Source organism: Hydrogenophaga sp., assembly GCF_036675665.1.
Classification (GTDB): Bacteria; Pseudomonadota; Gammaproteobacteria; order Burkholderiales; family Burkholderiaceae_C; genus Hydrogenophaga.
The window spans coordinates 1-23883 of the sequence record NZ_JAKFEO010000115.1 but is presented as its reverse complement, the minus strand read 5'-3'; the positions used below and the strand labels follow the sequence as shown (position 1 = coordinate 23883).

Here is a 23883-nt window from a genome sequence, read left to right as displayed (position 1 = left end):
ACTGTCGCCGTGCGGACCCAGCGACCGATGGTGGGCAGGGTGGGCGTGGCTACACTTGGCGCCCCACCCTCGCCTCAGGACCACCTTGCCCACCACCCATCTCCTGCTCGCTCTTTCGGTGGTGTTCGTCTGGGGCACCAATTTCGTGGTGATCCGCTGGGGGCTCGACGGGCTGCCGCCCTTCCTGTTCGCCACGCTGCGTTTTGCGCTTTCCGCCCTGCCGTGGCTGCTGTTCATTCCCCGCCCCACGGCGCCCTGGCGCAAGCTCGCGGCCTTCGGCGTGCTGCTGGGTGTGGGACAGTTCGGCCTGCTGTTCCTGGCCATGCGCAGCAGCATCTCGCCCGGTCTGGCTTCGCTGGTGGTGCAGTTGCAGGTGTTCTTCACCATCGGTCTGTCGCTGTGGCTCATGGGCGAGCGCGTGCGAGGTTTCCAGATCGTCGGACTGCTGCTCGCACTCTGCGGCCTGGGCGTGATCGCGGCCAATCTCGACGCCACCGTGACGATGGCGGGCATCGGCATGGTGCTGGGCGCGGCGTTCTTCTGGTCGCTGGCCAACCTGGTGGTGAAGTCGCTCGGGCCGGTGAACATGCTGCACTTCATGGTCTGGAGCAGTCTGTTCGCGGTACCGCCGCTGTTCGCCTTGTCGTGGTTCATTGAAGGGCCACAGCTCATGCGCTCTGCCGTTGAAGATGCTGATGGTCTGGTGTGGGCCAGCGTGCTGTGGCAGGCGGTGGGCAACACCTTGTTTGGCTACGGCGTGTGGAACTGGCTGCTCGCGCGCCACCCAGCTGCCACGGTGACGCCTCTCGCCTTGCTGATCCCGGTGTTCGGCATGGGTGCGTCGGCTCTGTCCCTGGGTGAATCACTTCCCGGCTGGAAGCTCGGTGCTGCGGCGCTTGTGCTTCTGGGTCTGGCGGTGATCGTTTTGTGGCCTCGGTGGCGGCCTGGGCGGTGACGGTCTCTCTGTTCTTCTCCGGCTGCGCGCCAGCATCGCTTCTGGCTCGCGGACGCATGGCGCTCTGCGCAGCGAAATAAAGGGGGAGGCGGCACCAGCCGCCGGAGGATATTCGCGGAGCAGAGCGCCGTGCGTCCGCGAGCCCGCGAGGTGCAGGCAAAAAATGCCCGAAGGAAGCCGGGAAGAAACTACTTCGCCAGCCGAGCAAAGGTCTTGCGAAACTTCGCCACCTTGGGCGCCGCCACCATCATGCAGTAGCCCTGGTTGGGATTGCGTTCAAAGAAATCCTGGTGGTATTCCTCGGCAGCGGAGTAGTTGTCCAGCGGTTTCACCTCGGTCACGATCGGTTTTCCAAACGCCTGGTCCCGCGTGAGTTCGTCGATCAAACCCTGCGCCACTGCCTGCTGCTCCGGCGTGGTGAAGTAGATGCCGCTGCGGTACTGCGTCCCCACGTCGTTGCCCTGGCGGTTCAGCGTGGTCGGGTCGTGAATCACGAAGAAGATCTCCAGGATCTCGCGCGTGCTGATCTGCGAAGGGTCGTACTCCAGCCGCACCACCTCGTTGTGCCCGGTCGTGCCGGTGCACACGGCCTCGTAGCTCGGCTGCTTCACGTGGCCGTTGCTGTAGCCCGACTCCACGTCGGTCACACCCTTGACCCCCACGTACACCGACTCGGTGCACCAGAAGCAGCCGCCGCCCAAAACCAGAACCTGTCTGTCGCTCATCGTGTTCTCCATGTGTGTTCGTTCCTGCGTTGGTCGTTCCAGACACAGACTTCTTTCAGTGCCTCACTTTAGTGGCTGGGCAAATGCGCGCACCGCACCCAGAAATGCCCCCAGCGCCGCCTGGTCTCTGTCGGTCTTCCACAGGCAGTGGGTCTCGTAGGGTGGCGTGTCCACATCCAACGGGACGAACGCCGCGCCGGGCAGGCCGGCCTGCTGCAGCGTCGCCGGCACCAGCGCCGCACCCAGGCCCTGCGACACGATGGACACCACGCTGAGCCAATGGCGCAATTCAAAGCGGATCTCGGGCGAAAACCCGGCATCGGCACACAGGCCGAGGATGCGCTCGTGGTAGTCGGGCGACACGGCGCGCGACACCACGGCGAACGGCTCACCCTGCAGGCGCGCCAATGACAACTTCTTGCGTCGCGCCAGCGCGTGGCCTGCCGGCAGGCAGGCCACGAACGGCTGGCTGGAGACCAGAATCTGCGAGAAGCCGGCCGGCACGCGCGTGGTGTGCACGAAGCCGATGTCCAGACGCTCGTGCATCAGGTCGATCAACTGGTCGCTGGAACTCAGCTCGCGCAACACCAGGCGCAACCTGGGGTGTCCCTGCGCAAAGCCCTTCAGGATCTGTGGCAGCCCGCGGTAGAGCACGGTGCCCGCAAAACCGATCTGCAAGCTGCCCAGCATGCCCTGCGACACCTCGCGCGCCTCGCGCGCGGCCAGACCGGCCTGATCGAGCAGCGAGCGCGCGGCCGGCACGAAGGCCTGCCCCGCCGCGGTGAGCTGCACGCCACGGCTGTTGCGCGTGAACAGCTGTGCACCCACCGAAGCTTCGAGCTGCTGGATGTTGAGCGAGAGCGGCGGCTGCGTCATGGCCAGACGCTGCGCAGCGCGACCAAAATGCAACTCTTCGGCCAGCACCAGGAAATAGCGCAGGTGGCGGAATTCCATGAATAGCTTCCCTGTATTGACGGATACCTATTCGATATTAGACAGGTATTCATGGCCAGCGGACAATGCGCGCATTGCCACCCCAACCCCCGGAGACACCGACCATGCTTTCCCCCACCAAAGCCAAAGCCAGCTTCAGCTGGGAAGACCCGTTCCACCTCGACCAGCAGCTCACCGACGACGAACGCGCGGTGCGCGACGCCGCCCACGCCTATTGCCAGGAAAAGCTGCTGCCGCGCGTGACCGAGGCGTTCCGCCATGAGAAGACCGACCCGGCGATCTTTCGCGAGATGGGTGCACTTGGCCTGCTCGGCCCCACCATCCCCGAGGCCTACGGCGGCTCCGGCCTGAACTACGTGTGTTACGGCCTGGTGGCGCGCGAAGTGGAACGCGTGGACTCGGGCTACCGTTCCATGATGAGCGTGCAGAGCTCGCTGGTGATGGTGCCGATCAACGAGTTCGGCACCGAAGAACAAAAGCAGAAGTACCTGCCCAAGCTCGCCACGGGCGAGTGGATCGGCTGCTTCGGCCTGACCGAACCCAACCATGGCTCCGACCCCGGCAGCATGGTCACGCGGGCCAAAAAAGTGCCTGGTGGCTACAGCCTCTCGGGCGCCAAGATGTGGATCACCAATTCGCCGATCGCCGACGTGTTCGTGGTCTGGGCCAAAGACGACGAAGGCTCGATCCGTGGCTTCATCCTGGACAAGGGCATGAAGGGCCTCTCGGCCCCGGCCATCCACAGCAAGGTCGGTCTGCGCGCGTCCATCACCGGCGAGATCGTGATGGACGGCGTGTTCTGCCCGGAAGAAAACGCCTTCCCCGAGGTGCGCGGCTTGAAAGGCCCGTTCACCTGCCTGAACAGTGCGCGCTACGGCATTGCCTGGGGTGCGCTCGGCGCGGCCGAAGACTGCTTCTTCCGCGCCCGCCAGTACGTGCTGGACCGCCATCAATTCGGCCGCCCGCTGGCCGCCAACCAGCTGATCCAGAAAAAGCTGGCCGACATGCTGACCGAGATCAGCCTGGGCCTGCAGGGCTGCCTGCGCCTGGGCCGCATGAAGGACGAAGGCACGGCCGCGGTGGAGATCACCTCCATCCTCAAGCGCAACAGCTGCGGCAAATCGCTGGACATCGCCCGCATGGCGCGCGACATGATGGGTGGCAACGGCATCAGCGACGAGTTCGGCGTGGCGCGCCACCTGGTGAACCTGGAGGTGGTCAACACCTACGAAGGCACGCACGACGTGCACGCGCTCATCCTGGGCCGTGCGATCACGGGCATCGCGGCGTTTTCCTGAAGGGGCGGGGCACGGCCCCGTTTGCCGCGGCTTTACCCCGGCAACACAGAGGGTGCGAGGGGTGTGGGGTATATTAATAACCGACCGGTCATTAAATCCCAGCGCATGCCTTTGCCCCCAGACACCCGTTCTCCCGCCGAGCCAGACGTTCCGCAACGGCGTTCGCGGCGCAAGGAAGCGCGTCCGGGTGAGTTGCTGGACGCCGCGCTCGCCCTGTTTGTGGAAAAGGGCTTTGCCGCGACCCGGGTGGAAGAAGTGGCGGCCCTGGCGGGTGTGTCCAAGGGCACCCTCTTCCTGTATTTCCCGAGCAAGGAAGAGCTGTTCAAGGCCGTCGTGCGCGAGAACATCGCCGGGCGTTTCACCGAGTGGAACGAAGAGTTCGAGCGCTTCAGCGGCGACAGTGCCGAGCTGGTGCGCCACTGCATGCACTCATGGTGGGAGCGCATCGGCATGACGCCCGCCTCGGGCATCACCAAGCTGGTGATGAGCGAGGCCGGCATGTTTCCGGAGATCGCGGCCTTCTACCAGAAGGAAGTGATCGAACCCGGTCACAACCTGATCCGGCGCATCCTGCAACGCGGCGTCGACCGCGGCGATTTCCGACCGCTGTCCATGGAATACGCGGTCTACAGTCTGATCGCGCCGATGATCTTCCTGCTGATGTGGAAACACTCCATGGCACCGTGCTGCCCACCGACCGCGCGGATCGACCCCATCGGCTTCATCGATGCGCAGGTCGACCTGCTGTTGACCGGCATGCTGGCATCCAAAACCCCACGAACGTCCGTCTGACCGCCCGCCCGCCACTTTCACCATGACCTCACGCCGTCCGCTGTCTTTCTGGATCAAGTGGTTGCTGCTCATCGCGCTGGTGCTGGGTATTGCGCTGGGCGTCACGCGTGCGCTGGGCAAACGCAAGGCCACCAGCGAAGCGGCTCGCAACGCGGCTGAATCACTGCAGAAAACCCCGACCTACACGCTCTCACCCACCGATGTGGTGAGCGTGCAAACCATCGAACTCACCCAGACTGTGGCCTTGTCGGGCTCGGTGGACGCGCTGCAGACCGCCGCCATCAAGGCCCGAACGGCTGGGGAGATCCAGGGCCTGACCAAACGCGAAGGTGACCCGGTGAAAGCCGGTGAAGTGGTGGCCCGCATCGACAGCACCGAAGCCCAGGCGCGCGTGCGCCAGGCCGCGCGACAGGCCGAGTCGGCCCAGGCGCAGGTGGCGATCGCCAAGCGCACTTTCGACAACAACCAGGCCTTGGTGCGCCAGGGCTTCATCTCCAGCACCGCGCTGGAGACCGCCACCGCCAACCTCTCCAGCGCAGAAGCCACCCACCAGGCCGCGCTGGCCGCGCTGGACATCGCGCGCAAGTCGCTGGCCGACACCACGCTGCGCTCGCCGCTGACGGGCCAGGTCTCGGCGCGGCTGGTGCAGAACGGTGAACGCGTGGGCATCGACACGCGCGTGCTTGACGTGGTGGATCTCTCGGGTTTCGAGATGGAAGCCGCGATTGCGCCCGCTGAAGCCGCAGCAGTGAAGGTGGGTCAGACAGCCCGCCTGACCGTGGAAGGCCTGGCCGAGCCGGTGCAGGCCACCGTGGCGCGCATCAACCCCAGCGTGCAAGCGGCCAGCCGCAGCGTGCTGGTGTACCTGCGCGTGCCCGCGCTGCCCGGCATGCGCCAAGGCCTGTTTGCGCAGGGCCACATCGTGATCGGTTCGGTCACGGCGCTGGCCGTGCCTGCCTCCACCGTGCGCAACGACAAGCCGCAGCCCTATGTGCAGGTGGTGCGCGAAGGCGCCGTGGTGCATGTGCCGCTGCAAGCCGGCGCCACCGGCCTGCAGGGCACCGAGCCCATGCGTGCGGTGGAAGGTCTGCCGGCGGGCACACAGCTGCTGCGCGCCCAGGCCGGTTTGATTCGCGAAGGCACCGCCGTGCGCCTGAACGTGCCCGCCACCGCCAGCAACTGAGCAGCCCGCCATGTGGTTCACCCAGGTCTCCCTGCGCAACCCGGTGTTCGCCACCATGGTGATGGTCGCCTTCGTGGTGCTGGGCATCTTCTCGTTCCAGCGCCTGCAGGTGGACCAGTTCCCCAACATCGACTTTCCGGTGGTCGTGGTCACCACCGCCTACCCCGGTGCCTCGCCCGAGATCGTGGAATCGGAAGTCACCAAGAAGGTGGAAGAGGCGGTCAATGCGGTCGCTGGTGTCAACACCTTGACCTCGCGCAGCTACGAAGGCTCGTCGGTCGTCATCATCGAATTCCAGCTCACGGTGGACGGGCGCAAGGCGGCCGAAGACGTGCGCGAGAAGATCGGCATCCTGCGCCCGCTGCTGCGCGACGAGGTGGAAGAGCCGCGCGTGCTGCGCTTCGATCCGGCAGCGCGCTCCATCTGGTCGGTGGCCGTGATTCCGGAAACCGTGAACGGCAAGGCGCCCAGCGCGGTGGAGCTGACCACCTGGGCCGAACAGACCCTCAAGAAGCGGCTGGAGAACGTGCGTGGCGTGGGCTCGGTCACGCTCGTGGGCGGCACACAACGCGCCATCAACATCGAGCTCAATCCCTCGGCCATGGAGGCCCTGGGCGTGACCACCGAGCAGGTGACCACCGCCGTGCGCAGCGAAAACCAGGACCTGCCGGTGGGCACGCTCAAGACCGGCGAGGCCGAGCGCGTGGTGCAGGTGCTCTCGCGGCTGCAAAACCCGCAGGACTTTGGCGACATCATCGTTGCGCGTCGCGCCGGCCAGGCGGTGCGCCTGTCGCAGGTGGCCACGGTGAACGACGGCACCGAGGAAGTGCAGAGCCTGGCGCTTTACAACGGCGAGCGCACACTGTTGCTGCAGGTGCAGAAGTCGCAAGACGAGAACACCATCGCGGTGACCGATGGCCTGAAAGCGGCAGTCGAAACCTTGCGGGCCGAGCTGCCACCGGGCACCCGGCTGGAGCAGATCGCCGACGGTTCGCGGCCCATCCGCGTGTCGGTGGACAACGTGCGCCGCACGCTGATCGAAGGGGCGCTGCTCACCGTGTTGATCGTCTTCCTGTTCCTGAACTCCTGGCGCTCCACCGTCATCACCGGCCTCACGCTGCCCATCGCGCTGATCGGCACCTTCTTCTTCATGAACCTCTTCGGGTTCACCATCAACATGATCACGCTGATGGCGCTCACGCTGTCGGTGGGCCTGCTGATCGACGACGCCATCGTGGTGCGCGAGAACATCGTGCGCCACGTGCAGATGGGCAAGACGCCGTTCGACGCGGCCATGGACGGCACGCAGGAGATCGGCCTGGCGGTGCTGGCCACCACGCTGTCCATCGTCGCGGTGTTCCTGCCCATCGGTTTCATGGGCGGCATCATCGGCAAGTTCTTCCACGAGTTCGGCATCACCATGGTGGCGGCGGTGCTCATCTCCATGTTCGTGAGCTTCACGCTCGACCCCATGTTGTCGTCGGTGTGGCACGACCCGGAAATCGAGAAACACGGCAAGGGCGGCGCCCCGCGGTCGTTCTACGACAAGACCATCGGCCGCGTCACCGGCTGGTTCGACCGTTTCCAGGACGACCTGGCCGACACCTACCAGACCACCCTGCGCTGGTCGCTCAAGCACAAGCTGGCCACGCTGGGTGTGGCGCTGGCCACCTTCATCGGCAGCCTGTTCGTGCTGCCGCTGCTGGGCACCGAATTCGTGCCCAAGGCCGACTTCTCGGAAACCTCGCTGAGCTTCCACACGCCGGTGGGCTCCTCGCTGCAGGCCACCGAGGCCAAGACGCGCGAGGTGGAGGCCATCCTGCGCCAGTTCCCGGAAGTGAAGTACACGCTGTCCACACTCAACACCGGCAACGCCCAGGGCACCATGTACACCAGCGTCTATGTGCGCCTGGTCGACCGCAAGGACCGCAGCCTGAGTGCGGACGCGATGTCGGCCCAGTTGCGCGAGCGCCTGCGCAGCGTGCCGGGCATCACCGTCACGCACGTGGGCCTGCTCGACGCGGTGGGCGGCAACAAGCAGGTGGAGTTTTCCCTGCAGGGCGACGACCTGGCCGAACTGGAGCGCTTGACCGCAACCGTGACGGAGCGCATCCGCCCCATCGTCGGCCTGGTCGACCTCGACGCGAGCGTGAAACCCAACAAACCCACGGTCGACGTGAAGATGCGACGCGAGCTGGCGTCGGACGCCGGCATGAACGTGGCCGCCGTGGGTGGAGCGCTGCGCACACTGGTGGCCGGCACCACGGTGGGCAACTGGCGCGCACAGAACGGCGAAAGCTACGACGTGAACGTGCAACTCGCAGCCACCGGGCGCGAGCGCGCGAGCGACCTGGAGCAACTGCCCTTCATGGTCGGCACCGAAGCCGACGGCACGGCCCGCGTGGTGCGCCTGGGCCAGGTGGCCGAGGTGGTGGCCAGCACCGGCCCCAACCAGATCAACCGGCGTAACCTCAACCGCGAGGTCTCGATCAACGCCAACGTGTTCGGCCGCTCGGCGGGCGAGGTCTCGGCCGAGATCAAACAGGTGCTCGACAGCACGCCGTTCCCGCCCGGCTACCGCTACGAGTTCGGTGGCTCCACCAAGAACATGCAGGAATCGTTCGGCTACGCCATCTCGGCACTCGCCCTGGCCATCATCTTCATCTACATGATCCTGGCCAGCCAGTTCCAGAGCTTCCTGCAACCGCTGGCGCTCATGACGGCGCTGCCGCTCACGCTGATCGGCGTGGCGCTGGCCCTGCTCATGTTCGGCTCGACCATGAGCATGTTCTCGGTCATCGGCATCGTGCTGCTGATGGGCCTGGTGACAAAAAACGCCATCCTGCTGGTGGACTTCGCGATCCGCGCGCGCAACGGTCTGGCTGGCGAGGCGCCGATGGACCGTGAATCGGCCCTGTTGCTGGCCGCACGCGTGCGGCTGCGCCCCATCCTCATGACCACGCTGGCCATGGTCTTCGGCATGGTGCCGCTGGCGTTTGCGCTCACCGAAGGTTCGGAACAGCGCGCGCCCATGGGCCAGGCGGTCATCGGGGGGGTGATCACCTCCTCGCTGCTGACCCTGGTGGTGGTGCCCGTCGTGTACTGCTACATGGACGATCTGGCGCAGTGGTTCCGACGCAAGCTCGGCATGGCATCGCCCGTGGCCGAGCCGCTGGGCTCCATTCCTTAAAATTCGTGCATTTCCCCGACTCTTCAGACGCTCCCAGGAGCCCCGCCATGACCACCACACTTGCCCCCGCCATCCACACCGGCTTTGACCACGCCCGCTTCAACATGATCGAACAGCAGATCCGCCCCTGGGAGGTGCTCGACCCCCAGGTGCTCAAGCTGCTCGCGCGCATGCACCGCGAGGCCTTCGTGCCCCCCGCCCACCGTTCGCTGGCCTTCGCCGACATGGAACTGCCCCTGAAACACCCCGCGGTGGAGGGCCAATGCATGCTGGCGCCCAAGGTCGAAGCGCGCCTGCTGCAGGACCTGGACCTCAAGCCCACCGACAAGGTGCTGGAGATCGGCAGCGGCAGCGGCTACATGGCCGCCCTGTTGGCCAGCCTCGCGCAACGCGTGGTGTCGATCGAGATCGACCCTGTGCTGGCCGGCACCGCGCGCGAGAACCTGCGCAACGCCGGTATCGCCAACGTCGAGATCAAGCAGGCCGATGCCGCAGCGCAGGGCTTTGCCGCCTGCAGCGTGAATGGCCCGTTCGACGCCATTCTGCTGAGTGGCTCGGTGGCCGAGATTCCACCGGCGCTGCTCGCCTTGCTGGCGCCCGGTGGAAGGCTGGCGGCCATCGTCGGCTTCGAGCCGGTGATGCGCGCCACCATCGTCACCCGCATCGGCGACGCCTCGTTCCAGACCCTGCAGCCCTGGGACACGGTGGCCCCCCGCCTGTTGAATTTCCCGGAGCCATCGCGCTTCCGTTTCTGAAGTCTTCCCTCAAGGTTGTCCATGAAAGCGATTCACCCCGCACAGCTCGACGCCTGGCTCGCGCAGGCGGCCAGCGAAACACCGGCGGGCAGCATGCCGGTCGTGCTCGACGTGCGCGAGCCCTGGGAACTGCAGACCGCCTCCGTCAAGGCCGAGGGTTTCGAGTTGCGACACATTCCCATGCGCAGCGTGCCCGAGCGGCTCTCCGAACTCGACCGCGATCAACCGATTGCCTGCCTGTGTCACCACGGCATGCGCAGCGCGCAGGTGGCGAACTTTCTGATGAACCAGGGATTCACACAGATCGTGAACATCCATGGCGGCATCCACGCCTGGTCGCAGGAACGCGACCCGGGTGTCCCGGTCTATTGAACGACCACCCCATGTCCCGCCATTCGTTTCAAAGGAACTCCATGACCGACCCCCACGCACCCGCCCCGACACGGGGTCGACCCTTCGCCGTGAGCCGTCTGGCCATGGCCACCTGGTTGGCCCTGGGCGCTGTCACGGGAGCGCAGGCCCAGAGCCTGGTGGAGCTCTACGAAGCAGCGCGCGGCTTTGATGCCACCTATCTGTCGGCCCGATCGCAGTACGAAGCCAACCTCTTCCGCGCAGACCAGGCCAAGGCCGGCCTGTTGCCCGAAGTGGGCCTGGGCGCGGCAGCCAGTTGGGCCCGACGCGAGATCAACGGTGGCGCGGACACCAGCAGCAACAGCCAGAGCACCACGCTCTCCGCCAGCCAGCCGCTGTACCGCCCAGTCAACAAACTCATCAACGACCAGGCCCTGCTCTCGGTGGACGTGGCCAAGGCCACGCTCACACTGGCCGAACAGGACCTGATCGTTCGCACCACGCAGGCCTACTTCGACGTGCTCGCAGCCACCGACACACTGGCCTTCGTGCGTGCCCAGAAAACCGCGGTGGCCGAACAGCTCGCCGCAGCGAAGCGCAACTTCGAGGTGGGCACCACCACCGTGACCGACTCGCGCGAAGCGCAAGCCAGCTTCGACCTCGTGGTGGCGCAGGAGATCGCCGCCGAGAACGACCTGCGCGTCAAGCAACTGACGCTGGATCAGCTTGTCGGCAGGGTGGCGGTGACGCCGAAGCCACTGGTGGCGCCGGTGGTGCTGCCGCCGCTGCTGCCCGCTGACCCGCAAACCTGGGTGGCGCTCAACGACGAGACGCACCCCACCATCCTGCAAGCCACGCGAGGGCTGGAGATCGCGCAACTGGAGACGCGCAAGGCCGAAGCCGGCCACAAGCCCACGGTGGATCTGGTCGCCCAGTACCAGGTGGCCCGCGCGCCATCCACCCTGACCCTGGCGCAGAACACGGTGCGCAGCAACAACGCCAGCATCGGCGTGCAGTTCAACATGCCGCTGTTCGCCGGTTACGCCATCCAGAACCGGGTGAAGGAAACCATGTCGCTCGAAGACAAGGCCCGCACCGACCTGGAAGCCGCCAGGCGCGGTATTGATCTGGCCACGCGCAGCGCGTTCCTGGGCGTGCTCTCGGGCCAGAGCCAGGTGAAGGCCCTGGAAGCCGCAGAAGCCTCCAGCCAGAGCGCCCTGGACGCCAACCGTCTGGGCTACCAGGTGGGTGTGCGCATCAACATCGACGTGCTCAATGCACAAAGCCAACTGTTCCAGACCAAGCGCGATCTGGCCCAGGCCCGCTACAACGTGTTGCTCGGCGGGCTGCGCCTCAAGCAAGCCAGCGGCAAGCTGGTGCCCGAGGATCTGCTGCCGATCAATTCGCTGCTGGCGAAGTAACGTTAGCCCAAGTCGATGAGCCTGCTGACCTGGAAGCTGGAGCGCGAGTTCAACCGCATTCGCCAACAACTCAAGGGCATCCCGGAGTTCTTCACCGAGCCCCTTCGGAGGCGGCGCCACGATGCACAACGTGGCGCCATGCTGCAGGCGGATCACGGAGCGATTGCCCTGGGCCCCAAGGTCGCGCTGTTGCTCGTATACCAGCCCGCAGGCATTTCGGATGCAACGGTCTGGACGTGCCAGCACTTGGTCCACAAGGGCTACGCCCCGCTGATCATCAGCAATGCACCCCTGAGCAGCGAAGACAGGACTCGCCTGTCCCCATGGATCTGGCGAATGGCCGAACGACCCAACTTCGGCTATGACTTCGGTGGGTACCGTGATGGGATCTGGCTGCTGAAACAGTGGAAGACCGACCCCGATGTGTTGATCATCCTGAACGACAGCATCTGGTTCCCACTGCACGGCAACGAGACCCTGATCGACCGCATGGAGAACAGCGCCTCCGATTTCGTTGGCGCACTGCAACTCGACCCGTTGCGGCAAACCGAAAACCTGCCGCCCAAGAAGCGGCCGTTCTTTGGCTCCTTCTTTCTGATGGTCAAGCGTGACGCCCTGCGACACGAGGCCTTCATTCGTTTTTGGGATCGCTATCGCATCACCAGCAACAAATACAAAACCATCCGTCGCGGAGAACGAGGCTTCTCGCATGCGCTGATGGATGCGGGCATCCGGTGCGAAGCGATGTACACACGAAGTGCACTGGATCGGCACATCGGTTCGCTGTCGAACTTGAAGCTGAAAGAACTGCTGGAAGATCTCGTCACGATCGATGAACGCATCGAGGCAGGCATTGCCCAAAGCATCACCAGCTTTGCCGACAACGACGATTGGCGTGGAAGTGCCCTGGCGTTGGCCTTGGAGGCCACCGAGAAACAAAACGTCCTCGCCACCGCACCCATCACCTCGCTGAAGGTTTTCGAAGTCCCCTATCTGAAAAAGTCGCGAGACTGGAACAACCTCAAGGCACTGACCTTGATACGTGATCGCATGCGGTCTAATCGCATGGCAGGCGCTCACCCGGACATCCTTAGGGACATTGACGACATTCTGCGTTGAACCCCCGTGCCTAGACACATTCGATTCGGGGCCGCGGCGCCCTACTCCCTTTTCATGAACGATTCCATCCAGCCTACACCTCGCTGGCAGCAAGCTCTCGACCATCTGTGTGGCTGGAGCGCTGTTGCGCTCGTATTCGCAGCCCCTGTATCGAGATCCCTGTTTCTCGTCGCAGCGCTCACCTTCGTCGTTGCATGGGTCGGCGCGGGTCAGTACCGCTCAAAGCTGGCCTTCATTCGGGCTCTACCGGTGGCAGCGCCACTGGTTCTGCTGGCAAGCATCGTCGCATTGTGGGCACCGTTCAGCCCCGCACCCGTTGGCGACGTCGTCAACAGCCTGAAGGTGTACAGCAAGCTGTTGCTGGTCTTGATGCTCGCCGTCACATTTGCCGACGCCCGCTGGCGATCGCGCGCCTGGTCAGCATTCACGCTGTCAATGATCATCGTCTTGGCGTCCACATACGCCAACGTCTTCGTGAACCTGCCGTGGTCTCGCACCCAGAACCTGGGCATTGGCGCAGACCACAGTGTTTTCGTGGAGTACGTTTCTCAAAGTGTCATGACAGCGATCTTCCTTGCAATGGCACTAAACAAGACCCTTTGCGTTACGAACCGAAAATTGCGCCTGGCATGGGCCATTGGCGCGGTGGTCGCCATTGGCAGCGTTCTCTTTCTATTGCAGGGTCGATCCGGCTTGGTGGCCGTGGTCGTGGTCGTGGCTACCTTCCTGGCATTCCACACGCGCAAATCCAGACGATGGCCGGTCGCCTTGGGTGTGACGCTGCTTGGCATCGCACTGGTGACATCGAGTCCATTGATGAAAAGTCGGCTGACAACGGCGTATGAAGACATTGCGTCGTACCAGGCGGTCGATCGCACATCACTCGGCCTTCGAATCAACATGTGGAAACTGGCGCTCGACCAGATGGTGGATCATCCCATTGCAGGCACGGGTTCGGGCACATACCACCAGATCGCCGCCCAGCATTTTGGCCACTGTGAATACACATGCACACATCCCCACAACCAGTATCTGTTCTTCGGGATGGAGTACGGTCTGATCGGCTTGCTCGCGTTCTTGTGGCTGCTGTGGCGACTGCTGGGCATGGCACGACATTCCACGACGTCAGAACGCGCCGTACTGTACGCGCTGGTTGCCGTTCTGGCAGTGGACAGCTTGTTCAACGTGCCGCTGTGGTATCGCGCAATAAGCTATTTCTTCTACACAATGCTGGGCCTGATCGTGGCCAGCAACCTGCCTTCAGGCAGCCAGATAACGGCAACAAAGTTCAGATCTTGCAAGCCAGAAGCCTGATGAAATCCTGACCTACTGGTAGCAAGCGTGCAGCAGATGGTAGGGGCGCGCCCGATGACTTCTGGCATTGGGCTTGAACTCAGGTACGCGACTGGCAGACAGCGCATTTCTTCAGCGTCCCGGAGCACGCCGAAACGCCCAGTCCTCCACAGCTTCGTGTACCAAGGCAGACTCCGAGGAGCGGCAGACCGGGCAGGTGCCGACCTCCTCCAAATCTGCAACATGCCAGCTTGATCCCGGTGCGAATGGCTGTTGATCGGAATCACCTCTGCGGGAACATCACTCATCCGCAAACGCCTTCTGCATGGGCCGCTCCCAGAAATCGGGTGACTGCAGAACCGCGACAAAATGCTCCGCCGCATTGCCCACGCCGAACGTGGTGTCCGCCGAGAGGCGATGACCCCATGTGTCGGACAGGAAAAGACTCAAGGTTTCGGTATCAAACGCCGAGCATGTGGTGATTGAAGGCCCACTGGCGCGCCTGTTCTGGCGCGTGCCCACATCCAGGCTGGGCACACCCAGAAATGGCGCCTCGCGCACACCCGCACTGCTGTTGCCCACCATGGCCGAAGCATTCTTCATGAGCTCGGAGAAATAGTTGAACCGCATCGACGGTATCTGGCGAAACCGCTCCTTGGGCAAGGTCTCCAGCACCGCAAAGATGTCTTCTGTGCCGGGGTCGTTGTTGGGGGCGATCACCACGAAATGCCGGCCACTGGCTTCCAGCCGCGCAAACAGCGACTGCGCCTGGGCGCCGATGGTGTCGGCCTCCGAGGTCACGGGGTGGAAGATCGCGATCCCGTAGTCGTCGAACGGAATCGCGTAGCGTTCCTTCACCTGCGCCAGCGTCACGCCTGACGGCCGCGCGTGGGTGTCGAGTTCGGGTGAGCCAATGTTGTAGACGCTTTCGGGTGACTCGCCGAGCGCCAGCACGCGCTGGCGGGCATTTTCGGAGCTCACGAAATGTGCGGCACACAGTTTCGTGTTGCAGTGGCGAATGCTCTCGTCAATGGTGCCTGAAACTTCCCCGCCTTCGATGTGCGCCGAGGGGATGTACTTCATGGCGCAGACGATGGACGCGGCCAGCGCCTCCACCCGGTCACCATGGATCACCACCAGATCGGGCCGGTGTTCGTGCACGAAATCGGAGAAACCCAGGATGGTCTTGGAGAGGATGAAATCCTGCGCGTCGCCTTCGCGCTGGTTCACGAACTCGAAGAACTCGGCGCCCGGGAAACGCTTCACCTCAAGCCTGGTTTCACCATAGCGCCGCATCATGTGCATGCCGGTGATGAAGAAGCTCACCGCAAACCCGGCCTGCTGCGCGGCCAGCGCCAGCGGCTCGAGCTTGCCGAAATCGGCCCGGGTGCCGGTGACGAAGAGCAGACGCCGGTCGGTCATCACGCGTTCACTTGTGGCTTCACACCGTCGAGGTCGCTCCACAGCAGTTGCTGGTTGCGCTTGACTGCACGGGTGAGCTTCGCGCCCACCAGGCGGTCGAAATGCTGCACCGAAATTTCACCCGAACCGGGGCGACGCGCCCAGATATCGCTGGGCGTGACCACGTGGCCAGCGGGCAGATCGCGGTCGGCCACCATGGAGCCGCGGGCGAAGCGGTACACGTCTTCTTCGGGCGCGGTGCGCACCTTGGGGTTGTGCAGCGCAGTGTGGATCTCGCGCGAGCGGTCGATCAGAAATTTGAGCTCGGCCGGGTCCATGGAGCAGGAAATGTCCGGACCTTTGCGGTAACGCGTGTCGGTGAAGTGGCGCTCCAGGATGCAGGCACCCAGCGCCACGGCGGAAATGGCCATCTCGGGGCCGATGCTGTGGTCGGAGAAGCCAATGACGGCGCGCGGGAAGGCGTTGCGCAATTCGGTGATGCCTTGCAGGCTCACGATCTCGGGTGGAGAGGGGTAGAGGTTGGTGCACTCCAGCAGCGCGTATTCCACACCGGCGTCGTCGAGCGCCTTGACCGACGGCCGCATGCCGTCAATGGTCTGCATGCCGGTGCTCATGATGATGGGCTTGCCGAAGCTGGCGATGTGGCGGATCAGCGGCACGTGGTTGCACTCGCCCGATCCGATCTTGAACGCGGACACGCCGATGTCATTGAGGAAATCGGCCGCTGCGCGCGAGAACGGCGTGGAGATGTAGATCATGCCCAGCGACTCGGCGTAGGTCTTGAGCGAGATCTCGTCGTCCTTGGACAGCGCGCATTCTTCCATCACGTCCCAGATGGATTTGTCGGCGTTGGGCGGGAAGATCTGTTTGGCCTCGTCGGTCATCTCGTCATCGACGAAGTGCGTCTGGTGCTTGACCATTTCGCAGCCGGCGCGGTGCGCAGCCAGCACCATGCCTTTGGCCACGTCCAGGCTACCGCCGTGGTTGATGCCGATTTCGGCCACGACCAGTGGGGGCTGTGCAGGGGAGATGTCGCGGTGGGCGATTTTCATGGGTGTCTCGATGAATGGATTGAACGCTTACCGGAGCGAACCGGCGCAAAACGCCTTGATTTCAGATTGCATGTGCCCGAGCGTCTTGGGGCTCCAGATCATTTTGCGAGCCTTCTCGTCGACGATCACATCTCCATCCTTGAGCGACATCAGCTTCTCAGGCTTGATCATCAGCCCGTTCAGCGTCACGGCCACGAGTTTGCGACGGCGGCTGCGCACCCAGGGCAACCAAGCTTTGACGTAGAGCCAGAAGCTCCAATAGAACATGAACTCGCCAGGAAATTTGACTGCGAACGATGCGGGAATGCTCACCATGTGCTCCTGCGCCGACCAACTGATGAATCGTTCGTCGGCCACCATGGGCCGGAACTCCATGTTCGGATACTTCGCATACACCGACCGGAACCGCTCCGCAATGTAGTGGCATTCGCCGGGGTGGTAGATCACGAACGACGAATTGCCACGCGCGTACTTGCGACCATTGGTCCAGCGATGCAATGTCCTTCCAACCCAACCAAACGGAATGATCGCACTCGGCAGAATGGCCACGGTCTGGCGGTTCTTCATCAAGGCCAGGCCGGTACTGAGGTCACCCAGCACAATGGTGTCCAGATCGACGTACATCGCCGGCAGGTCCGTCGGGACGATACCGCGCTCAAACATGGCCAGTTTCGCGTGACACCCCGCCGTTCTCAGAGGTGGCGCCAACCAATACTCGGGAAACCGCACCAGCTCGATTCGATCGGCCAGATCGGGGCGTTCCCGGTCGGAGATGAGGATGAAACGCGGTTGCGACGAGGCCTTGTCGGCGATGCTGCGGGCCAGGTTGTTGATGAGCGAAGTCGAATACTTCGTTCCCCAGCAGATCATCACGCACTGCCAGGTGGGCGCGGCGTAGAGGTCCACGTAGTCGGTGTTCATTTCATTGACCATGCGCGGCCTCCAGCGCGGCTTCGCAACGCACAAAGTCCTCCAGCGAGTCGATGTCCTGGCTGCGCTCGGCCGGCATCTCCACCACGCCAATGCGTTCAGAGACGAAACTGCCGCTGGCGACGAAACGTTCGGCGTTCAGCACATACAGCGCGCCGTTGGGGCGCACCACCGGCGGCAGGCTCTGGCGGTTGGCAAAGCAATGGGCCGGGTCCGACAGCGGCTGAAAACGGTTGCCGCGCAGCGTGCCCCACTTGAGCACGCCCCGGTCGGCCGACGTGACCGACATGACGAGTTCGAAATAGCCGCCGACGAACACGGCCAGTGCGGCTTCGATGTCGGAGCGCTGGCGCAGTGGCGAGGTGGCCTGCAACAACACCACCGTCCCGTGGCAGTCGGCGGTCTGCAGGGCATGCTGAAGCACCGGGGCCATGGGCACGGTGTCACCCGCCAGCTCGGCCGGGCGCTCCACCAGCGTCACCTGGGTGGGCAGTTCGGCCCAGAGCACCTCGGGAATGTCGGTCGTGATCACGACGCGCTGGGCGCCGGCTTGCAGCGCCTGGTCCACCGCGTGGCGGTACAGCGGTTTGCCCGCCAGCGGGCGGATGTTCTTGGAGGGCAGGCCCTTGGATCCGGCGCGCAGTGGGATGACTGCGGTCCAGGCCGGCGTGGGAAGGGGCATCGGTGGTGTTCCTGTGTGGGAGGCGGGCCGCTCGGTGAGGGCCTGCCCAAGGGCGTAACTATACTGAATGGCCTTCGCCCGGAGCCCTCGGTGGGACGTGCAGGCACCCCCGCCCGTACCGTACCGTTCCCACCGATGGCATCCCCCTCTTCCACGCCCACCGCCTCCCGTCCGTTTCCGCCCAGTTGGCGGCTGTCCGTGCTCATCGGTGTGTACGAAATGCTGTGGCACCTGTTGCTGCCGGTGTTCCTGCTCTTTCTGTGGCGGCGCGGCCAGCGTGAGCCGTTGTACAGAGCGCACTGGGACGAGCGTTTCGGTGCCGTTCGGACCGGCTTGGACCGCCCGGTGTGGGTGCACTCGGCGTCCATGGGTGAGATGCGCGGTGCCGCACCGCTGGTGCGTGCCCTGCTGGCGGCGGGGTATCCCGTCTTCATCACCACCCTCACCCCGGCGGGCCGCACCGCCGCCCACACCCTGTTTGAAGAAGCGATTGCGCAGCGCCGCCTGCAGGTGAGCTATGTGCCACTGGAGCTGGGCTGGGCGGTGCGCGGCCTGATCCAACGCGTGCGCCCGCGCGCGGCGCTCATGACCGAGATCGACACCTGGCCGGTGTTGCTGGCCACCATCCGCCGCCAGGGTGTGCCGCTGGCCATGGCCAACGCGCAGTACCCGAAAAAGAGCATCGTGCGCGACCGCAAATGGGGTGGTTTTCGCGCCGGCATCTTCCAGGCCTACGAGCTGGTGCTGTGCAAGTCGGAAACGCATGCCCAACGCTTTCGCGACGTGGGCTGCGAGCGCGTGGTGATCGCGGGCGAGACCCGCTTCGACCTGCCTGTGTCCCCGCAACAGTTGGCTGCGGCCCACGCCTTGCTCGCGCCCTGGCAACTTGCCACGGCTTCGCCGGGACACCGGCCCGTGGTGTGTTTCGCCAGCGCCATCGTGGGCGAGGACGAGCAGTTCATCGAGGCGATCCGCCTGGTTCAGGCGGGCCTTCAGGCCGCTGGGCTACCGCCCCCGCTGGTGGTGTATGTGCCACGCAGCCCGCAGCGCTTCGACACCGTGGTGAAACTGATGGAGGGCGCGGGTCTGCGCGTGGCCCGGCGCAGCCGCGTGCTGGATGCCGCGCTGCAGCCCACGCCAGACGCGCCCGACATGGGCGGTATCGACGTGCTGGTGGGCGACTCGCTGGGGGAGATGTACTTCTACCTCGCGTTGTCGCAGGTGGTGGTGGTCGGTGCATCGTTCGTGCCGCTGGGCGCGCACAACGTGATCGAACCGCTCGCGTTGAGGAAGCCGGTGATGGTCGGGCCCAGCATCTGGGGCATCGAGTACCCCGGCGTGGAGGCGCTGGCCGCAGGGGTGCTGCAGCAGCACATGACGATCGCCAGCCTGTCGAAAGCGCTGGTGCAACTGCTCACCTCGCCCACCGACTACGCTCGCGCCATTGACGGTGCCGAGGCCTTTTACGCCGAACACGGCGGCGCCACCGCCAGGCACATGGCCACCCTCGTGCCCTGGCTGGAAGCCCGATGACACCAGCGCGCCAGCCCTGGGCGCTGCGAGCCTACCTGGTCCTGGCCCGGGTGCTCGCGCCGGTGTGGCGCCAGGGTTTGCAGCGGCGTTTGCTGCGCGGCAAGGAAACGCCGCGCAGCGTGCGGCAGAAGCTGGGCAGCGAATACGCCGATCGGCCCGAAGGCACGCTGGTCTGGGGCCACGCGGTGGGTGTGGGCGAGTCGATGGCGCTGGCGGGCCTGTTCGCCCGACTGGCCGAGCGGCGACCCGACTGCAGTTTCCTCATCACCACCACCGCGCGCACCTCGGGTGACGCGTTGCGCCGCACCGGCCTGCCGCCACGCTGCCAGCACCAGTTCGCGCCGGTCGACACGCCCGACGCCGTCGCGCGCTTTCTCGATCATTGGCGGCCATCGCTCGCGCTGTGGTGCGAGATGGACCTGTGGCCTGCGCTGATCGCCGAGACCGACGCACGATCCATTCCCCGCGCCCTGGTCAATGCCCGCATGTCCCCTGAGTCGCTGTCCAAGCGGCGCTGGGGCCGCTGGCTCTACCAGGCCTTGCTGCCCGGTTTTCACGACCTGTTTGCACAGAACGAGACCACCGCCGACGCGCTCGTGGCGCTGGGCGCGCCACGCGAACGCATCACCGTCAGCGGCACGATCAAGGCGCTGGTGCCGCCACTGGCATGCGATGCGGACGACCTTGATGCCTGGCAGCAGGCGCTGTCAGAGCGGCCGGTGTGGCTATTGGCGTCGAGCCACCCGGGTGAGGAAGACCTGGCGCTCGCCGCACATGTCCGGCTGTGTGAACAGCATCCCGATGCCTTGCTGGTGATCGCGCCACGGGCACCGGCGCGCGGTCTTGAGGTGGCGGCGCTTGCGTCAACCTCGGTGTCAAAAGATGTCCCCCTGCGCAGCGCTGGCGCGCACATCGCCACCGAAGCCCCTGTCTACATCGCCGACACCATTGGCGAAATGGGCCTGTGGTACCGGCTCGCGCCGGTGGCGCTGGTGGGCGGGTCGTTCGCCAGCGTGGGAGGCCACAACCCGCACGAGCCGCTGGCGCTGGGCTGTGCCGTGCTGCATGGGCCGAACGTCTGGAATTTTGCCGAGAGCTACGAACGGCTCGACAGCCTGCAGCAGGCCCGACCGGTGAACAGCGAAGCCGAGGTGGCCCGCGAAGTGGCCGCGGTATGGGGCGCCAACCGCCCGGTGGACACCACCGCCCTGCTGGATGAACAGGCCGAAGCGGTGATCGAGCGCGTGCAGGCGTTGCTGCCGCGCTGAGTTGCTTCAGTGGGCGCTGGCGCCCACCACGGCGTCGGGCTTGGCTCTGATGAGCAGCGCAAGCATCGTCTCTTCAATGCGGTGCAAAGCTTCCGTGGTCTGGCCCTCAAAGCGCAGCACCAGCACCGGCGTGGTGTTGGACGCGCGGATCAAGCCAAAACCATCCGGCCAGTCGACCCGCACGCCGTCGATGGTGGACAGCTTGGCCGGTGCGTCGAACTTCGCCAAGGCCACCAGCTTCTCCACCACCGTGTGCGGTTCGCCTTCGGCACAGGCCACATTGAGTTCGGGCGTGCTGAAGCTGGTGGGCAATGCATTGAGCACGTCGCTGGCGTTCGGGCTGCGGCTCACGATTTCGAGCAGGCGCGCGCCAGCATAGGTGCCGTCGTCAAAGCCGTACCAGCGCTCCTTGAAGAAGATGTGGCCACTCATCTCGCCACCCAGCGGGCTGTCGAGCTCCTTCATGCGCGCCTTGATCAGCGAGTGGCCGGTCTTGTAGATGTGGGCCACGCCGCCAGCCGCTTCAATGGCCGGCGCGAGCCGTTGCGAGCACTTCACGTCGAACACGATGTCGCCACCGGGCACGCGCGAGAGCACGTCCTGCGAGAACAGGATCATCTGGCGGTCGGGGTAGATGTTGGTGCCATCCTTGGTGACGATGCCCAGACGGTCGCCGTCGCCGTCAAAGGCCAGGCCCAGTTCGGCGTCGGTCTCGCGCAGCGCGCGCATCAGGTCTTGCAGGTTTTCTGGTTTGCTGGGGTCGGGGTGGTGGTTGGGGAAATTGCCGTCCACCTCGCTGAAGAGTTCGATCACCTCGCAGCCCAGCGCGCGAAAGATGGCGGGGGCCGAAGCGCCGGCCACACCGTTGCCGCAGTCCACCACCAGCTTCATGGGACGCGAGAGCTTGATATCGCCGACGATGCGGGCCTGGTAAGCCGCCTGCACATTGATCAGGCGCACGCGCCCGCCCTCCGTGCGCTGGTGCGTCTCGGCTTCCATGGTCTTGCGCAGCGCCTGGATGTCGTCGCCGTAGATGGCGCGCCCGGCCAGCACCATCTTGAAACCGTTGTAGTCACGTGGGTTGTGGCTGCCCGTGACCTGGATGCCGCTGTTGCACAGCGTGGCGGCGGCGAAGTACAACATGGGCGTGGTCGCCAGGCCGATGTCGATCACGTCGACCCCGGCGGCCACCAGGCCACGGATGAGCGCGGCCGAGAGCGCCGGGCCGCTCAGGCGGCCGTCGCGGCCCACCGCCACCGTCTTTTCACCCAGCTGCAGGGCCCGCGTGCCGAACGCCAGGCCCAGCGCCTCGGCCACGCCCTCGTTGAGCGCGGTGGGCGTGACGCCCCGGATGTCGTAGGCCTTGAAGATGGACGCGGCAACTTGCATGAGGGGTTTCCTTGGTGGCAGGCAAAAATTCGATTGTAGGAGGGGGGTTCAGCAGGTCGGGAGGCACATGTAACAGGGCGAAAGGCACATGTCCGGAAACGGCCAGCGAGACGCCGCCGGACGGCCTACGATGGCAGCCATGAACCACCCCGACCGCATCGACCAGGACGCCTGCTACCGCGCGCTGTGCTCGCACGACGCGCGCTTCGACGGCCAGTTTTTCACCGCCGTCACGTCCACCGGCATCTACTGCCGGCCGGTCTGCCGCGTGCGCACGCCGCGGCGCGAGAACTGCCGTTTTTTCGAGCATGCTGCCCAGGCCGAGCACGCCGGGTTCCGCCCCTGCCTGCGCTGCCGGCCCGAACTGGCGCCGCTGGACCGCCACTGGTCTTTGGAAGACGCCTCCACCATCCTCGCCCAGCAGGCCACGCTCTGGCTCGACGATCCGCAGCACTGGCTGGATGCCGACGGCAACATGGGCGAGCGGTTGGCCGCGCGCCTGGGCGTGAGCGACCGCCACCTGCGCCGTGTGTTCGAGGAGCGGCTGGGCGTCTCGCCGCTGCAGTACCTGCTCACGCGCAAATTGCTCACCGCCAAACAACTGCTGGCCGACACCGACCTGCCGGTGACCCAGATTGCGCTGGCCAGCGGCTTTGGCAGCGTGCGCCGCTTCAATGCGGCCTTCCTCGAACACTACCGGCTGAACCCGACCCAGCTGCGGCGCGAAAGCAGCATCAGAAGCCGGGACAAGGATCCGGGCACGACCGTGCGCCTGGGTTACCGGCCGCCGTACGACGTGGCGGCCACGCTGGGCTTCTTCCGCCAGCGGCTGATCGAGGGCGTGGCCTTTGTGGACGACAAACTGCGCCTGGGACAGACCCTGCGCATGGACATCGGTGGCCGCAGCCACCGCGGCTGGTTGCTGGCCGAGTTCGACCAGGAACGCAGTCAGCTCGTGCTGCGCGTCAGCGACGAACTGCGCGAGGTGCTGCCGCAGGTGATCCACCGCCTGCGTGCGGCGCTCGATCTGGACGCCGACCCGGCATCGATCAATGCCGTGCTGCACGGAGCGTTTCCGGCCGGCGACGGCCTGCGCGTGCCGGGCGCGCTCGACGGCTTCGAACTCGCCGTGCGGGCCGTGCTCGGCCAGCAGATCACGGTGGCCGCCGCACGCACGCTCGCGCAACGGCTGGTGAACCGGTTCGGCGAGCCGATGGCGACACCCTTCGCGCAGCTCACGCGGTTGTTTCCTGCCCCCGCCGTGCTGGCGCAGGCCGAAGGCGATGCGCTCGGGGAACTGGGCATCGTCAAACAGCGTCAGGCCGCCATCGTGGCCCTGGCCCGGGGCGTGGCCGAGCGCGGCCTGGTGCTCAATGGCAGCGCCGACGTGCCCGCCACCATCACCGCCCTCAAGGCCTTGCCCGGCATCGGCGACTGGACCGCGCAATACATCGCCATGCGCGCCCTGCGCTGGCCCGATGCCTTTCCCGCCGGCGACGTCGCGCTGCACAAGGCGATGGGCGTGCAGGCACTCAAGCACCCGGCCCGCGAGGCCGAAGCCGCCTCGCTCG

The 23883-nt window shown here is 65.2% G+C and carries 20 protein-coding genes; 13 read left to right on the top strand and 7 right to left on the bottom strand.

The window, feature by feature from the left end:
- The first annotated feature begins 85 nt into the window (after positions 1-85).
- Positions 86-955, top strand: coding sequence for an EamA family transporter (locus tag V6M63_RS24010; RefSeq protein ID WP_332746036.1), 870 nt, complete (start codon positions 86-88; stop codon positions 953-955).
- 188 nt (positions 956-1143) lie between these two features.
- On the opposite strand, the gene msrA is transcribed toward V6M63_RS24010, so the two are convergent.
- Together msrA and V6M63_RS24000 are read right to left on the bottom strand one after the other, a co-directional pair.
- Complete coding sequence (gene msrA / locus V6M63_RS24005; RefSeq protein WP_332746034.1) at positions 1144-1680, bottom strand: peptide-methionine (S)-S-oxide reductase MsrA; 537 nt, start codon at positions 1678-1680, stop codon at positions 1144-1146.
- A gap of 63 nt (positions 1681-1743) precedes the next feature.
- On the bottom strand, positions 1744-2634 hold the full coding sequence (locus V6M63_RS24000) for a LysR family transcriptional regulator (protein ID WP_332746032.1): 891 nt from the start codon (positions 2632-2634) through the stop codon (positions 1744-1746).
- A gap of 104 nt (positions 2635-2738) precedes the next feature.
- On the opposite strand from V6M63_RS24000, the gene V6M63_RS23995 reads away from it, so the two are divergent.
- The 9 genes from V6M63_RS23995 (at position 2739) to V6M63_RS23955 (ending at position 14057) form a co-directional block, all read left to right on the top strand.
- Positions 2739-3932: an acyl-CoA dehydrogenase gene (locus V6M63_RS23995; RefSeq protein WP_332746031.1), complete on the top strand. Its 1194-nt coding sequence runs from the start codon at positions 2739-2741 to the stop codon at positions 3930-3932.
- A 105-nt stretch (positions 3933-4037) separates the two neighbouring features.
- Entirely contained in the window at positions 4038-4724 is a 687-nt protein-coding gene (locus V6M63_RS23990; protein ID WP_332746029.1) for a TetR/AcrR family transcriptional regulator, read from the top strand.
- 22 nt (positions 4725-4746) lie between these two features.
- Positions 4747-5907, top strand: coding sequence for an efflux RND transporter periplasmic adaptor subunit (locus tag V6M63_RS23985; RefSeq protein WP_332746027.1), 1161 nt, complete (start codon positions 4747-4749; stop codon positions 5905-5907).
- 10 nt (positions 5908-5917) lie between these two features.
- Positions 5918-9097 carry an efflux RND transporter permease subunit gene (locus V6M63_RS23980; RefSeq protein WP_332746025.1) on the top strand — a complete coding sequence of 1060 codons (3180 nt, stop codon included), beginning with the start codon at positions 5918-5920 and terminating at the stop codon, positions 9095-9097.
- Positions 9098-9144: 47 nt separating this feature from the next.
- Positions 9145-9852: a protein-L-isoaspartate O-methyltransferase family protein gene (locus tag V6M63_RS23975; protein ID WP_332746023.1), complete on the top strand. Its 708-nt coding sequence runs from the start codon at positions 9145-9147 to the stop codon at positions 9850-9852.
- Between the two features lie 21 nt (positions 9853-9873).
- A complete protein-coding gene (locus V6M63_RS23970; protein ID WP_332746022.1) occupies positions 9874-10224 on the top strand; it encodes a rhodanese-like domain-containing protein in 351 nt (116 codons plus the stop codon).
- A 41-nt stretch (positions 10225-10265) separates the two neighbouring features.
- Positions 10266-11624 (top strand): TolC family outer membrane protein, encoded by a 1359-nt coding sequence (locus V6M63_RS23965; RefSeq protein ID WP_442909646.1) that lies wholly within the window; start codon positions 10266-10268, stop codon positions 11622-11624.
- Positions 11625-11639: 15 nt separating this feature from the next.
- A complete protein-coding gene (locus V6M63_RS23960) occupies positions 11640-12743 on the top strand; it encodes a rhamnan synthesis F family protein (protein ID WP_332746020.1) in 1104 nt (367 codons plus the stop codon).
- A gap of 54 nt (positions 12744-12797) precedes the next feature.
- On the top strand, positions 12798-14057 hold the full coding sequence (locus V6M63_RS23955) for an O-antigen ligase family protein (protein ID WP_332746018.1): 1260 nt from the start codon (positions 12798-12800) through the stop codon (positions 14055-14057).
- Between the two features lie 279 nt (positions 14058-14336).
- Here V6M63_RS23955 and neuC read toward each other — a convergent pair whose 3' ends face one another.
- The 4 genes from neuC to V6M63_RS23935 are packed head-to-tail and all read right to left on the bottom strand — an operon-like array spanning position 14337 to position 18122.
- Positions 14337-15458, bottom strand: a complete 1122-nt coding sequence (neuC, locus tag V6M63_RS23950) for a UDP-N-acetylglucosamine 2-epimerase (RefSeq protein WP_332746016.1) — start codon at positions 15456-15458, stop codon at positions 14337-14339.
- Complete coding sequence (locus V6M63_RS23945) at positions 15458-16510, bottom strand: N-acetylneuraminate synthase family protein (RefSeq protein WP_332746014.1); 1053 nt, start codon at positions 16508-16510, stop codon at positions 15458-15460. Before V6M63_RS23945 ends, neuC begins: the two co-directional genes overlap by 1 nt.
- 27 nt (positions 16511-16537) lie before the next feature.
- Positions 16538-17431 (bottom strand): hypothetical protein, encoded by an 894-nt coding sequence (locus tag V6M63_RS23940; RefSeq protein WP_332746012.1) that lies wholly within the window; start codon positions 17429-17431, stop codon positions 16538-16540.
- 1 nt (position 17432) lies between these two features.
- Complete coding sequence (locus V6M63_RS23935; protein WP_332746011.1) at positions 17433-18122, bottom strand: acylneuraminate cytidylyltransferase family protein; 690 nt, start codon at positions 18120-18122, stop codon at positions 17433-17435.
- Between the two features lie 135 nt (positions 18123-18257).
- On the opposite strand from V6M63_RS23935, the gene V6M63_RS23930 reads away from it, so the two are divergent.
- On the top strand, positions 18258-19655 hold the full coding sequence (locus V6M63_RS23930; RefSeq protein WP_332746009.1) for a 3-deoxy-D-manno-octulosonic acid transferase: 1398 nt from the start codon (positions 18258-18260) through the stop codon (positions 19653-19655).
- Positions 19652-20923 carry a 3-deoxy-D-manno-octulosonic acid transferase gene (locus tag V6M63_RS23925; RefSeq protein WP_332746007.1) on the top strand — a complete coding sequence of 424 codons (1272 nt, stop codon included), beginning with the start codon at positions 19652-19654 and terminating at the stop codon, positions 20921-20923. The genes V6M63_RS23930 and V6M63_RS23925 overlap by 4 nt, the downstream gene beginning before the upstream one ends.
- A gap of 6 nt (positions 20924-20929) precedes the next feature.
- Here V6M63_RS23925 and V6M63_RS23920 read toward each other — a convergent pair whose 3' ends face one another.
- Complete coding sequence (locus V6M63_RS23920) at positions 20930-22312, bottom strand: phosphomannomutase/phosphoglucomutase (RefSeq protein WP_332746005.1); 1383 nt, start codon at positions 22310-22312, stop codon at positions 20930-20932.
- Positions 22313-22451: 139 nt separating this feature from the next.
- Between V6M63_RS23920 and V6M63_RS23915 the strand changes: the two genes are divergently transcribed.
- Positions 22452-23883 (top strand): Ada metal-binding domain-containing protein (locus V6M63_RS23915; protein WP_332746003.1); only part of this gene is annotated, 1432 nt, incomplete at its 3' end.

Coding starts and splice junctions, on each gene's coding strand:
- V6M63_RS23965 (WP_442909646.1), top strand. CDS start 10,266: ATGACCGACCCCCACGCACCCGCCCCGACACGGGGTCGACCCTTCGCC.
- V6M63_RS23935 (WP_332746011.1), bottom strand. CDS start 18,122: ATGCCCCTTCCCACGCCGGCCTGGACCGCAGTCATCCCACTGCGCGCC.
- V6M63_RS23920 (WP_332746005.1), bottom strand. CDS start 22,312: ATGCAAGTTGCCGCGTCCATCTTCAAGGCCTACGACATCCGGGGCGTC.
- V6M63_RS23990 (WP_332746029.1), top strand. CDS start 4,038: ATGCCTTTGCCCCCAGACACCCGTTCTCCCGCCGAGCCAGACGTTCCG.
- V6M63_RS23975 (WP_332746023.1), top strand. CDS start 9,145: ATGACCACCACACTTGCCCCCGCCATCCACACCGGCTTTGACCACGCC.
- V6M63_RS23980 (WP_332746025.1), top strand. CDS start 5,918: ATGTGGTTCACCCAGGTCTCCCTGCGCAACCCGGTGTTCGCCACCATG.
- V6M63_RS23985 (WP_332746027.1), top strand. CDS start 4,747: ATGACCTCACGCCGTCCGCTGTCTTTCTGGATCAAGTGGTTGCTGCTC.
- msrA (WP_332746034.1), bottom strand. CDS start 1,680: ATGAGCGACAGACAGGTTCTGGTTTTGGGCGGCGGCTGCTTCTGGTGC.
- V6M63_RS23945 (WP_332746014.1), bottom strand. CDS start 16,510: ATGAAAATCGCCCACCGCGACATCTCCCCTGCACAGCCCCCACTGGTC.
- V6M63_RS23970 (WP_332746022.1), top strand. CDS start 9,874: ATGAAAGCGATTCACCCCGCACAGCTCGACGCCTGGCTCGCGCAGGCG.
- neuC (WP_332746016.1), bottom strand. CDS start 15,458: ATGACCGACCGGCGTCTGCTCTTCGTCACCGGCACCCGGGCCGATTTC.
- V6M63_RS23930 (WP_332746009.1), top strand. CDS start 18,258: ATGGCATCCCCCTCTTCCACGCCCACCGCCTCCCGTCCGTTTCCGCCC.
- V6M63_RS23995 (WP_332746031.1), top strand. CDS start 2,739: ATGCTTTCCCCCACCAAAGCCAAAGCCAGCTTCAGCTGGGAAGACCCG.
- V6M63_RS23925 (WP_332746007.1), top strand. CDS start 19,652: ATGACACCAGCGCGCCAGCCCTGGGCGCTGCGAGCCTACCTGGTCCTG.
- V6M63_RS23955 (WP_332746018.1), top strand. CDS start 12,798: ATGAACGATTCCATCCAGCCTACACCTCGCTGGCAGCAAGCTCTCGAC.
- V6M63_RS24000 (WP_332746032.1), bottom strand. CDS start 2,634: ATGGAATTCCGCCACCTGCGCTATTTCCTGGTGCTGGCCGAAGAGTTG.
- V6M63_RS23940 (WP_332746012.1), bottom strand. CDS start 17,431: ATGAACACCGACTACGTGGACCTCTACGCCGCGCCCACCTGGCAGTGC.
- V6M63_RS23960 (WP_332746020.1), top strand. CDS start 11,640: ATGAGCCTGCTGACCTGGAAGCTGGAGCGCGAGTTCAACCGCATTCGC.